The sequence below is a fragment of the Rhodobacter calidifons genome (assembly GCF_011174775.1).
Lineage (GTDB): Bacteria > Pseudomonadota > Alphaproteobacteria > Rhodobacterales > Rhodobacteraceae > Tabrizicola > Tabrizicola calidifons.
Window position 1 is genome coordinate 1 of record NZ_JAANHS010000020.1, and the last position, 12026, is coordinate 12026.

The following is a 12026-nucleotide window of genomic DNA, read 5'->3' on the forward strand; positions in this document are numbered from 1 at the left end:
CCTACAGCTTGTGCTTCGACACCACGAGTTTGGCACATCGCAATGCCGTCAGGGGAGAGCGGCATCCACCCCATCTCTTGAAGCGCGTTAAGCCCTCGGTAGATTAGCGCCACAGAATTGCCGTTGACCTGACCCCTGTCGCTCATCCAGCGGCGACTGGAACCGCGAGTTGAGAATTGCGCGCGCCGGGGCCGTGAGCAACGGGCATCGGCGCGGAGCTTTTCAGGTGGCGCAGCGTCGATGCCCGTTGCGGGTGCGACGTGGCGGCGAAGGCTGCGGGGGTAAGGTAGCCCAGCGAGGAGTGCGGGCGGGCGGTGTTGCAGTCGTGGACCCAGCCGCCGATCACGGCGCGGGCGTGGTTCATCGAGAGGAACATGTGTTCGTTGAGATGGCGTAGTCGGGACTTCGGCTCGGCGGCCGTCGGTGCTCAACTTCCGGCATGATGTCCTGCTGCTGGAGAACCGTCATGCCCAAGCTCTATGTCGGATTGGATGTGTCCCTCGAGACGACCAGCGTCTGCGCGGTCGACGAGGATGGGGTCATTCGCCTCGAGACGAAGGCTATCTCCGATTCGGTCACGATCGTGGCCGCGCTGGCGAAGCTCGACGGCGTGTTCGAGCGCATCGGCCTTGAGGCTGGGCCGCTGGAGGCGCTGCTGCGCGCCCGCGCCGCCATTCGCAAGGAGCTCGCGGCGCTTCAGGCCGAGCTTTTGCGGGTGACCCAGAACGACGAGTTGTGTCGGCGGTTCATGACCATTCCCGGCGTCGGCCCGGTGACGGCGCAGGCGTTCAAGACCACCATCGACCGGCCGGATCGGTTCCGCCGCTCCGCCGACGTCGGCGCCCATCTCGGCCTCGCGCCGCGACAACACCAATCCGGCGAGACTGATCAGCGCGGGCGGATCACCCGCTCCGGCGACGCCTTCACGCGCAGCGCGCTCTACACCGCCGCGCACGTCATGCTGACGCGCTCGACGCAATGGACTGCGCTGAAGACCTGGGGCGTGAAGATCGCGAAGCGCAGCTCGCTGAAGAAGGCGCGCGTCGCCGTCGCCCGGAAGCTGGCCGTCGTCATGCACCGGATGTGGCGCGACGAGACGCAGTTCCGCTGGACCGCAGAGGCATGATGGCGGGAGGACGCTGAACTTCCGGTCGGGCGAGACGTCGCGCCGATCGATCCGAGGTCCCGGCAGGTACGGGGATGAGGCGAAGGCCGCACGAATGTCTGGGCTGCTCCCGCGCGCAACCGCAAGCCCGCCGTTTAGCTTGGTCCGCCTCACCTTCGACCTCCATCATGCGGCGCGCCCCGCCAGGGCCGACCGCGGGCAGAAGCATGACCCCTCAAGGGACCGGGGATCGACGCAGCGCTTGACGCCGAAGTCCCGACCACAGAAGGCATTCGTCGCGCAGCCGGCCCTGGAAGCTCTCGGCGAACGCGTTCTGGGTCGGCTTGCCGGAGGCGATGTAACGCCAGTCCACCTTGTGCTCCTGGGTGAATTTGAGCACGGCCGACGACGTGAACTCGGTCCCGTTGTCGCTGACGATGACGCCGGGATTTCCGCGCCTGGCGATCAGCGCCTCGGAGCTCGCGGACCACGCGCTTGCCCGAAAGCGAGGTGTCGGCGACAGCGGTGAACCTGCTGCGCTTCATTCCGGTCCCTTCCTGATGGTCGGGATTCCAGCACGCCCTGGAGGAGAAACAAGGGGTCAGGTCACCTGGGCCGTGATGGTCGTCCTGATTTCTTAACTGGGCCTGCGCGTCCCGGAAGATGTCTCGGCCGTGGGCTTCGACCCTGCAGGGACGGATCGCCATGACGAAAGCCGCCCTTCAGCGCCTTGCCTGTGCCGAGGGGGGCCGAGGACCGGCATTGTCCGCAATGGTCCGGTAGATGCCCGGGCAAGGTCTCCACTTTCCGTTGCCGCAGACGGATGTCCGTCTGTTTGTGACACCCTGTACGCGGCGATGGCGGAGTCAGGCTCCGGCACGGCTGACGAGGTGTCAGGCCGTTGACCAGATGACCGCGGTCCGGCACCCCCGGATGCCCGAAGATTGACCATTCGGCCAGGGGACCCAGGCCTTTGCGGAAGAAAATCGACAAGAGGCCTTGACCCGCGTCGGGCCACTCATATCGTCGAGAGATAAATCGACGATCAGTGATGTGGCACTCGGGCCTTGCACGCAGACGAATAGACGTCTGCGACAAGGCCTTTTGAGGTTTGGGGTATGGGATTGAGACGGCAGATCAAGCTAGGGATCCTTCTGTCGCGCTCGGGCAGCTATTCGCTGATCTCCGAGGCCTGCCGTTCGGGCGCGCTGGCGGCGATTGCGCAGGTCAACGGCGACCCGGCGCTGGACCTGAGCTTTGTTCCGGTCGAGCGCGATCCCGGCGGCAACATCGACGCCTATGCGCCGCTTTGCGAGGAAATCCTGCGCGATGCCGGGGCCCGGCACATGGTGGGTTGCGTCACCTCATGGAGCCGGAAGGAGGTCATCCCGACGGTCGAGAAATACGGTGGCACGCTGTGGTATGCCGTGCCCTATGAGGGCTTCGAGGCGTCGGACCATGTGGTCTACACCCATGCCTGTCCGAACCAGCACCTTCTGCCGCTTCTCGACTGGGTGATGCCCGCGCACGGGCGCCGGACCTATCTGACCGGCTCGAACTATATCTGGGGCTGGGAGATGAACCGACTGGCCCGCGAGAGGATCATGGCGGCGGGCGGCGAGGTTATGGGTGAACGCTACCTGCCCATCGGGTCGCGCGACGTGGGCCGGATGATCGAAGAGGTCCGTTTTGCCCGGCCGGACTTCATCCTGAATTCGCTCATCGGGCCGTCGTCCTATGAATTCATGGCTGCCTATCGCGCCATGGGGCTGGAGGACGCGGCGTTCCGGCCCGACCGCTGCCCTGTCCTGTCCTGCAACGTCACCGAATGCGAACTGCCTGCGCTCGGTCAGGCCGCCGAGGGGCTGGTGGCGGCGGGACCGTATTTTCGCGGCGCGCCCGGGGCGGGCAATTTCGGGTCGTCGCACGAAGCGGCGGCGTTTTCGGCGGTGATGGAACTGGCGCGGCTTCTGGCGGGGCGCGAGGGTTCCGAGACCTGGCCGTTGTCGCAGCTTCTGGCCGGTCGGGGCGGGATCGTGGACCCGGAGACACATCACACCGTCCTTCCGGTGGTCATCGCCCGGGTTGAAGGCGGGGCCTTCAGGACGCTGAAGCGGTGGGAGGCGGTGGCGGGCGACCCCTACCTTACCCGCAGCCGGTCGATCCCGACCCCAAGCCTGCGGGTGGTGTCATGAAGCGCCGGGCGATCCGCATTCCGAACCTCGGCGGGGCGCAGGCGATCATCCTGCATCGACCGCATCCGACCGTGCAGGCGCTCAGCCGCCAGCTGACGGCCATCGGCCTGCAAGTGGTGCAGACCTGGCCCGAACTGGGGCCCGAGGCGCTGGCCGCCGACTACATCTTCTTCGACGCCGACATGGGCCATGACGGAATGTTCCCGTGGGAGCCGGGCCAGCCACCAATCCCGATGATCGCGCTGATCGGCTCCGAGGCTCCGGGCCGGATCGAATGGTCGCTGAAGGTCGGATCTCATGCCCAGCTTCTGAAGCCCGTGGGCGACGGCGGGGCCTATTCGGCACTGCTGATCGCGCGGGACGCCTTTGACGCGCAAAAGGCGCTGTCGGCCGAAATCGCCGACCTGCGGCGGCGGCTGCAGGAGCGACAGACCGTGGTCCGCGCCGTGACACTCCTGGCCGCGCGGGGCAAGTCCGACGCCGAGGCTTATGCGCAACTGCGCCAGATGGCGATGGCCTGGCGGATCAGCTTCGAGAATGCGGCGGCGCGGATCGTTGCAGCACAAGGGGGCGCGGATGACCGATCCGAGCGTCGTTGACGTCCCTCCACAGGGCGCGCTGGCCCGGCTTCTGCGGCGGAAGCTGGCGCTGTTCGGGCTGGCGATCATTGTCCTGGTGGTGGCCGGCGCGGTCTTTGCCCCCTGGATCGCACCTTTCGACCCGAACGACCAGATGTTCGACGGGCTGACGCTGGAAGGCGCGCCGATGCCGCCGGACGGGAAATTCCTGATGGGGACCGACCTTCTGGGCCGCGACCTTCTCAGCCGGCTCCTCTATGGCGCGCAGACCTCGCTGGTCATCGGGGTCGTGGCGAATGGCCTTGCGCTGGTGATCGGCACGCTGGTCGGCATCACCGCCGGCTTCTTCCGGGGCTGGATCGGCGGCGTCCTAATGCGCTTCACCGATCTGATGATGGCCTTCCCGGCGCTTCTGCTGGCGATCTGCCTCGCCGCGATCTTCCGGCCCTCGCTCTGGATCGTCGCCATGGTCATCGCGCTGGTGAACTGGGTGCAGACGGCGCGGGTGATCTATACCGAGACCTCGTCTCTGGCCACGCGCGACTTCATCGCGGCGGAACGCACGCTGGGCGCAAGCACCCCCCGCATCCTTTTCCGCCACATCCTGCCGCACCTTCTGCCCACGATCATCGTCTGGGGCACGCTGGGGATTTCCACCACGGTCCTTCTGGAGGCGACGCTCTCGTTCCTTGGCATCGGGGTCCAGCCGCCCACCCCAAGCTGGGGCAACATCATCTTCGAGAACCAGACCTACTTCCAGGCCGCGCCCTGGCTGGTCTTCATCCCCGGCGCTGCGATCATCCTTCTGGCACTGGCCTTCAACCTGGTCGGCGACGCGTTGCGCGACGTGCTGGACCCGACACAAAGGGGGCGCGACTGATGGCCGCCTATCTGATCCGCCGCCTGATCCAGTCCGCGCTGATCCTCCTTGGCGTCAGCTTCATCACCTTCTTCCTGCTCTTCGTCCTGCCCGCCGACCCGGTGCGCCAGATCGCCGGACGCTCCGCCACCGCCGAGACGGTGGAGAACATCCGCCAGCAGCTTGGCCTCGATAAGCCGTTCATCGTGCAATACGGCCGCTACCTGGGCGCGCTGCTGCAAGGCGACATGGGGCGCAGCTACCTCCAGAAGACCGAGGTCGCAGACCTGATCCTGTCGCGCCTGCCGGCCACGCTGCTGCTGATGCTGGGGGCTATCGTCTGCGAGCTGCTCCTCGGCCTGACCATGGGCATCGTCGCCGCGCTGTGGCGCGGAAGGGCCCTCGATCAGACGCTGATGGTGACCTCCTTCGTCACCGTCTCGGCCCCGCAATTCGTGGTCAGCCTGCTTCTCCTTTACGTCTTCGCGGTGAAGCTGGGCTGGTTCCCGATCGGCGGCTACGGAACCTTTGCGCATCTGGTGCTGCCGGCCGTCACCTTGGGCATTCTCGGCTCCGGCTGGTATTCCCGCATGATGCGGTCCTCGATGATCGACGTCTTGCGCGCCGACTATATCCGCACCGCCCGCGCCAAGGGCCTGACCCGCGCGCGGATCGTGCTGCGCCACGCGCTGCCCAACGCCATCCTGCCCGTCATCGCGATGATCGGCATCGACATCGGCATCTTCATGGGCGGGATCGTCGTGGTGGAATCCGTCTTCGGCTGGCCCGGCATCGGGCAACTGGCCTGGCAGGCCATCCAGCGCGTGGACATCCCGATCATCATGGGCGTCACGCTGGTCTCGGCCTTTGCCATCGTGCTGGGCAATCTGCTGGCCGACCTCATCGCCCCCCTCATCGACCCCCGGATCCGTCTTCGCTAACCCAACAGGAGAGAAAGAATGAAAAGACTGCTCGCCTCTACCGCCGTCATGCTGGCGCTGGCCCTGCCTGCCTTGGCACAGGACTACACGCCCGACCCCGCCGCGAAACCCGGCGGGTCGATCACCGTCACCTACAAGGATGACGTGGCGACGCTGGACCCGGCCATCGGCTACGACTGGCAGAACTGGTCGATGATCAAGTCGCTGTTCGACGGGCTGATGGATTATGTCCCGGGCACCACGACGCTGCGCCCGGGCCTTGCGGAAAGCTACGAGATTTCCGAGGACGGGTTGACCTACACCTTCCGCTTGCGCGCCGGGGTCAAGTTCCACAACGGGCGCGAGATGACGGCCGAGGACGTGAAATACTCGCTGGACCGCGTGACCAACCCCGAGACGCAGTCGCCGGGCGCGGGCTTCTTCAGCGCCATCGCCGGGTTCGAGAACGCCGGGCCGGGCGGGCTGTCGGGGGTCGAGGTCGTGGACCCGCTGACCGTGAAGATCACCCTGTCCCGCCCCGACGCGACCTTCCTGCATGTCATGGCGCTGAACTTCGCCAGTGTTGTGCCGAAAGAGGCGGTGGACGAGGCCGGGGCCGATTTCGGCAAGAAGCCGGTCGGAACCGGGGCCTTCAAGCTGGCGGAATGGACGCTGGGTCAGCGGCTGGTGTTCGAGAAGAACGCCGACTACTGGCGTCCGGGCGTGCCGTTCCTCGATTCGGTCGTGTTCGAGGTCGGGCAAGAGCCGGTCGTCGCCCTTCTGCGCCTGCAGAACGGCGAGGTTGACGTCCCCGGCGACGGCATCCCGCCCGCCAAGTTCACCGAGGTGATGGGCGACCCGGCCCAGGCCGCGCGTGTCGTGGTCGGCGGCCAGCTGCACACCGGCTACATCACGCTGAACGTCACGATCCCGCCCTTCGACAAGCTCGAGGTCCGCAAGGCGGTGAACATGGCGATCAACAAGGACCGGATTGTCCAGATCATCAACGGCCGCGCGGTTCCGGCAACCCAGCCGCTGCCGCCCTCGATGCCGGGCTATACCGAAGGCTATGCGGGCTATCCCTACGACCCCGAGGGCGCCAAGGCGCTCTTGGCCGAGGCGGGGCTGGCCGACGGCTTCGAGACCGAGCTTTACGTGATGAACACCGACCCGAACCCGCGCATCGCGCAAGCGATCCAGCAGGACCTCGCGGCCATCGGGATCAAGGCGAACATCCAGAACCTCGCCCAGGCCAACGTGATCGAGGCCGGGGGTGCTGGCACCGCGCCGATGATCTGGTCGGGCGGCATGGCATGGATCGCCGACTTCCCCGATCCGTCGAACTTCTACGGCCCGATCCTCGGCTGCGCCGGCGCGGTCGACGGCGGCTGGAACTGGTCCAAGTTCTGCGACCCGGTGCTGGATGCCAAGGCCGCCGAGGCCGACAGCATGGCTGACCCGGCCAAGGCCGAGGAGCGGCTGAAGCTCTGGTCCGACGTCTACATGGGCGTGATGGAACAGGCCCCCTGGGTCCCGGTCTTCAACGAGGAGCGCTACACGATAAAGTCGGAACGCATGGGCGGCGAGGATGCGCTTTACGTCGATCCGGTCTCGATCCCGGTCAACTACGACTACGTCTGGGTCAAAGAGTAAATGTGCAAGGCCTGCGACTACACGATCCACGGCGCGCAGCATCATTTCGGCTGGGACAACTCGCTCCCGCCCGCGCTGCGCGTCGCGCCGGGGTCGACCATCGAGTTCCACTGTCATGATTCCTCGGCGGGCCAGCTTGGCCCGTCGTCCACCCTGCAAAGCGTCATCGACCTCGACTTCGGCAAGATCAACCCGGTGTCGGGGCCGATCTGGGTGGACGGGGCGAAACCAGGCGACGTGCTGAAGGTGACGCTGAAGGGTTTCGCCCCAAAGGTGTTCGACGGCAAGGGCTTCGGCTGGACGGCGAACATTCCGGGCTTCGGCCTTCTGGCCGACCAGTTCACCGACCCTGCGCTGTGCCTGTGGTCCTACGACCCGGTCAGCATGGAACCGGCGATGTGGGGCAAGTCCGCCCGCGTGCCCTTGAAGCCCTTCTGCGGCACCATCGGCAATGCTCTCGCTGAACCCGGCCTCCACTCCGTCGTCCCGCCCCGGCGAGTCGGCGGCAACCTCGACATCCGCGACCTGACGGCGGGCGTCACGCTGTATCTGCCGGTCGAGGTGGAGGGCGCGCTCTTCAGCGTCGGCGACACCCATGCCGCGCAGGGCGATGGCGAGGTCTGCGGGACGGCGATCGAAAGCCCGATGAACGTGGTCCTCACGCTGGACCTGGTGAAGGACCAGCCGCTGAAAACCCCGCGCTTCACCACTCCCGGGCCGGTGACGCGGCACCTGGACGCCAAGGGCTATGAGGCGACGACGGGCATCGGGCCGGACCTGATGACAGCGGCCCGGGACGCGGTGTCGGGGATGATCGACCTTCTCACGAGGCAGCAGGGCATCTCGGCGGTGGACGCCTACATGCTCTGCTCGGTCTGCGGCGACCTGCGGATTTCGGAAATCGTGGACATGCCGAACTGGGTCGTCAGCTTCTACTTCCCCCGGGTCGTCTTCGAATGACCCTTGCGGAAGCCTTGCCAGCGTCCGGGGCGGCCCCCGCCCCGGAGACCGTCCTTCGGGTCGAGGGGCTGTGCGTCTCGGCCCGGACGGAACAGGGGCTGAAACCCCTGGTTCAGGACCTGTCTTTCGATTTGCGCAAGGGCGAGACCCTGGCCATCGCCGGGGAAAGCGGCTCGGGCAAGTCGATCACGTCGCTTGCCATCATGGGCCTGCTGCCGCAACCCGCCGTCCGCGTGACCGGGGGCAGCATCCGGTTCGGGCAGCAGGACCTGACCGCGCTCTCCGAACCCGCCCTGCGTCAGGTCCGGGGCGACCGGATCGCTATGATCTTCCAGGAGCCGATGACCTCTCTCAACCCGGTCATGACCGTTGGCGCGCAACTCTCGGAAGCAATCCGCGCGCACGCGCCCGTCGGCCGGACCGAAGCCCGCCGTCGCGCCATCGAAGCCCTTCGCGCCGTCCGCCTGTCGGAACCCGAACGGCGGATGGGCCAGTATCCGCACGAACTGTCCGGCGGCATGCGCCAGCGGGTGATGATCGCGATGGCGCTGGCGCTGCGTCCCGAAGTGCTGATCGCCGACGAACCCACCACGGCACTGGATGTGACCGTGCAGCGCGAGGTTCTGGACCTTCTGCGGGATTTGCAGGCGCGGCTGGGCACCGCAATCATCCTCATCACGCATGACATGGGCGTGGTCGCCGAAATGGCCAACCGCGTCATCGTCATGCAGCAGGGCCGCCAGGTGGAAACCGCGTCGACCGAAGACATCTTCGGTCGCCCGCAAGCGGCCTATACCCAGGCCCTTCTCGCGGCTGTCCCGCGTCTGGGCCGGGGCTCTGCGCGCGCGCCTGTTACCGGCGAGCCGATTGCCCGACTGTCCGACGTCGTGGTCCGCTACCCGCTGCGCGGCGGTCTGCTTGGCAGGATCACCCACAACGTCCACGCTGTCGAACATGTCAGCTTCGACATCCGCAAGGGCGAGACCTTCGCGCTGGTGGGCGAATCCGGCTGCGGCAAGTCCACCATCGCTAAGGCCCTCGTCGGCCTGGCCCCGCACCAGGGCCAGATCGAGATCGGCGGGCAGGCGATGCAAGGGCTGGACCCCGCGGGCCTGAAGGCGATGCGCCGCCGCGTGCAGATGGTGTTCCAGGACCCGATGGCGGCGTTGAACCCGCGGATGAAGGTGGGCGAGCTGATTGCCGAGCCGCTGGTGATCCACGACATCGGCGATGCCGCCAGCCAGCGCGCCCGCGCCGCCGACCTGATGGCCCGCGTGGGGTTGGAAGCCAGCCATCTTGACCGCTATCCTCATGAATTTTCCGGCGGCCAGCGCCAGCGCATTTGCATCGCGCGCGCGTTGGCCCTGCAGCCCGACCTCATCATCGCCGACGAAAGCGTCTCGGCGCTGGATGTCTCGGTCCAGGCGCGGGTGCTTGACCTGCTTCGGGCGCTCCAGTCCGAACTCGGCATGTCCTATCTGTTCATCAGCCATGACATGGCGGTCGTCGACAACATCTCGGACCGGGTCGCGGTGATGTTTCTGGGACAGATCGTCGAGATGGGAACCCGCGCGCAGATCTTCGGCAATCCCCAGCACCCCTATACCCGCCGCCTGATCGAAGCGGTTCCGATACCCGACCCAAGGCTGAAACGCCTGTCCCGTCCGCGCGACGCTTCCGAAGTCCCCAGCCCCGTGCATCGCCCCGGCCATGAGCCGGCGCGGGTCATCCTGCGGGACATCGGTGACGGCCACCTGGTGGGCACATCGGCCGGATAGGACCGGCAGGCGCGGAAACTCCCGGCGTTGTCGGGATCGCGGCGTCGATTGACACAAGTCATTCGAAACCGGCTATGCTTCGCTATCCTTCACCAAACCGCACAAGACGCAAAAGACCATGCCGCAGGACCAGCATCGGACAGTGCCCGGACCGACCAACGCCGAATCGCAGGATCGGGATGCGGGCCGGACGTCGTGATGCCGAGTCTCGCCCCTTTTGCCGAAGTAGCCCTGCTTCCGGTCATGGCCGCAGGGATCGGGCTGATCGGCACGCTGGCACGCCAGCCGCTGATCGTCAGCTTCATCGCCGTGGGCCTGGTCGCGGGGCCGTTGGCCCTGGATTTCGTGCGGTCGGACGCGCAGATCGAGCTTCTGTCCGAGCTTGGCATAGCAGTGCTGCTGTTCCTTGTCGGCATCAAGCTGGACGTCAAGCTGATCCGGTCGCTGGGTGTCGTCTCGGTTCTCACCGGGCTTGGGCAGGTCCTCTTCACCGCCTTCTTCGGCTATCTGATCGGCCTCGCCCTTGGGCTGGGTCACATCACCAGCCTCTATGTCGCGGTCGCGCTGACGTTTTCCTCGACCATCATCATCGTCAAGTTACTGTCCGACAAGCGCGAGATCGACGCGCTGCATGGCTAGATCGCGCTGGGGTTCCTGATCGTCCAGGACCTCGTGGTGGTGCTGGCGATGATCGTGCTGTCGGCGATCGGGATCGGCGCGGCCGAGGATGGGCATGGCGGTGGGTCGGTGGCCACCGTTCTGGCCTCGGGGCTGGCGCTGGTCGCCGCGGTGGTCGTGTTCGTGCGCTACGTCGCCAATCCGCTGACCGAACGGCTGGCCCGTACGCCCGAGCTTCCGGTGATCTTCGCCATCGCGCTGGCCGCCATGTTCGCCGCCTTTGGCGACCACGTCGGCCTTGGCAAGGAAGTCGGCGGTCTGATGGCAGGCGTCGCGCTCGCCTCGACGCCCTACCGCGAGACCATCGCCGCCCGGCTCGCGCCCTTGCCGGACTTCCTGCTCCTGTTCTTCTTCATCGCCCTCGGGGCCACGCTGGACCTGTCGCTTCTGGGCATGCATGTCGCCGGGGCGATCCTGTTCTCGCTTTTCGTGCTGATCGGCAATCCGCTGATCGTGCTGGCGATCATGGGTTGGATGGGCTACCGCAAGCGGACCGGCTTTCTGGCCGGGCTCACCGTGGCGCAGATCTCGGAATTCTCCCTGATCTTCATGGCCACGGGTGTGTCGATGGGCCAGTCCAGCCAGAGTCGATCGGCCTTGTCACCGTGGTCGGTCTGATCACGATCACGCTGTCGGTCTACATGATCACCTGGTCGCACAGGCTCTACGAAAGGCTGGGGCCCTATCTCGGCATCTTCGAGCGACGCAACCCTATGCGCGAGAAGGAGGATGACACGCCCGGTTCGGATACCCGGCCCCATGATGTGCTGGTGCTCGGGCTCGGACGTTACGGTTTTCGGATCGCCCAGGCGCTTGCAGAGGATGGCTTCCGTCCTCTCGGGGTGGACTTCAATCCTGAAACCGTGCGCATGGCCCGCGACCGCGGGTTCGACGCGGTTCTGGGCGACGCCTCCGACCCCGAGATGCTGGCGCATCTGCCTCTGGCCGGAATTCGGGCCGCGATCTCGGCCACACCGGCGGTTGCGGCGCCGCTGACCGACGCCGATCCGCACGCCACCGTCATCCGTGCCCTGCGCGACCTCGGCCACTCGGGTCTCATCGCCGTGACGGCCGAGGAGGAGCCGCTGGCAGAGCGTTATCGCAACCTTGGAGCCGCGATCGTTCTGTCGCCCTATGCCGACGCGGCCGAAGAAGCCGCGCGGCGTCTGCGCGATGCGCTGCGAGGTGACAAGGGCGCTCCGGAACAGACGGCGGAATGACAGCATCGCGCGTCCTCCCTCAATAGGCGGGACGGCCCGACGCTTGCATCCCAAAGCGGATTTGACTTTGCCGGGGTTGG

At 66.5% G+C, this 12026-nt stretch carries 9 protein-coding genes and 3 pseudogenes; 10 read left to right on the top strand and 2 right to left on the bottom strand.

What is annotated here, in order from left to right:
- Positions 1 to 142 precede the first annotated feature (142 nt).
- Positions 143 to 388: pseudogene (locus G8O29_RS18900) on the bottom strand (integrase core domain-containing protein); the annotation flags it as partial.
- A 78-nt stretch (positions 389 to 466) separates the two neighbouring features.
- Between G8O29_RS18900 and G8O29_RS16495 the strand changes: the two are divergent.
- Positions 467 to 1126 (top strand): transposase, encoded by a 660-nt coding sequence (locus tag G8O29_RS16495; RefSeq protein ID WP_166404326.1) that lies wholly within the window; start codon positions 467 to 469, stop codon positions 1124 to 1126.
- Between the two features lie 265 nt (positions 1127 to 1391).
- Here G8O29_RS16495 and G8O29_RS16500 read toward each other — a convergent pair.
- Positions 1392 to 1629: pseudogene (locus tag G8O29_RS16500) on the bottom strand (integrase core domain-containing protein); the annotation flags it as partial.
- 600 nt (positions 1630 to 2229) lie between these two features.
- On the opposite strand from G8O29_RS16500, the gene G8O29_RS16505 reads away from it, so the two are divergent.
- From G8O29_RS16505 to G8O29_RS18580, 9 genes and pseudogenes are all read left to right on the top strand, one after another.
- Positions 2230 to 3300, top strand: a complete 1071-nt coding sequence (locus G8O29_RS16505) for a transporter substrate-binding protein (RefSeq protein ID WP_166404327.1) — start codon at positions 2230 to 2232, stop codon at positions 3298 to 3300.
- Positions 3297 to 3899, top strand: a complete 603-nt coding sequence (locus tag G8O29_RS16510; RefSeq protein WP_166404328.1) for an ANTAR domain-containing response regulator — start codon at positions 3297 to 3299, stop codon at positions 3897 to 3899. The genes G8O29_RS16505 and G8O29_RS16510 overlap by 4 nt, the downstream gene beginning before the upstream one ends.
- Complete coding sequence (locus tag G8O29_RS16515; RefSeq protein ID WP_166404329.1) at positions 3877 to 4758, top strand: ABC transporter permease; 882 nt, start codon at positions 3877 to 3879, stop codon at positions 4756 to 4758. The genes G8O29_RS16510 and G8O29_RS16515 overlap by 23 nt, the downstream gene beginning before the upstream one ends.
- A complete protein-coding gene (locus G8O29_RS16520) occupies positions 4758 to 5678 on the top strand; it encodes an ABC transporter permease (RefSeq protein ID WP_166404330.1) in 921 nt (306 codons plus the stop codon). Before G8O29_RS16515 ends, G8O29_RS16520 begins: the two co-directional genes overlap by 1 nt.
- An 18-nt stretch (positions 5679 to 5696) precedes the next feature.
- Positions 5697 to 7310 (top strand): ABC transporter substrate-binding protein, encoded by a 1614-nt coding sequence (locus tag G8O29_RS16525; protein WP_166404331.1) that lies wholly within the window; start codon positions 5697 to 5699, stop codon positions 7308 to 7310.
- Complete coding sequence (locus G8O29_RS16530) at positions 7311 to 8270, top strand: acetamidase/formamidase family protein (protein WP_166404332.1); 960 nt, start codon at positions 7311 to 7313, stop codon at positions 8268 to 8270.
- Positions 8267 to 10048 carry an ABC transporter ATP-binding protein gene (locus G8O29_RS16535; RefSeq protein ID WP_166404333.1) on the top strand — a complete coding sequence of 594 codons (1782 nt, stop codon included), beginning with the start codon at positions 8267 to 8269 and terminating at the stop codon, positions 10046 to 10048. The genes G8O29_RS16530 and G8O29_RS16535 overlap by 4 nt, the downstream gene beginning before the upstream one ends.
- Before the next feature lie 243 nt (positions 10049 to 10291).
- Positions 10292 to 11344, top strand: a pseudogene (locus tag G8O29_RS18575) (cation:proton antiporter domain-containing protein).
- Positions 11332 to 11946 carry an NAD(P)-binding protein gene (locus G8O29_RS18580; protein ID WP_367890192.1) on the top strand — a complete coding sequence of 205 codons (615 nt, stop codon included), beginning with the start codon at positions 11332 to 11334 and terminating at the stop codon, positions 11944 to 11946. Before G8O29_RS18575 ends, G8O29_RS18580 begins: the two are co-directional and overlap by 13 nt.
- Positions 11947 to 12026 lie beyond the last annotated feature (80 nt).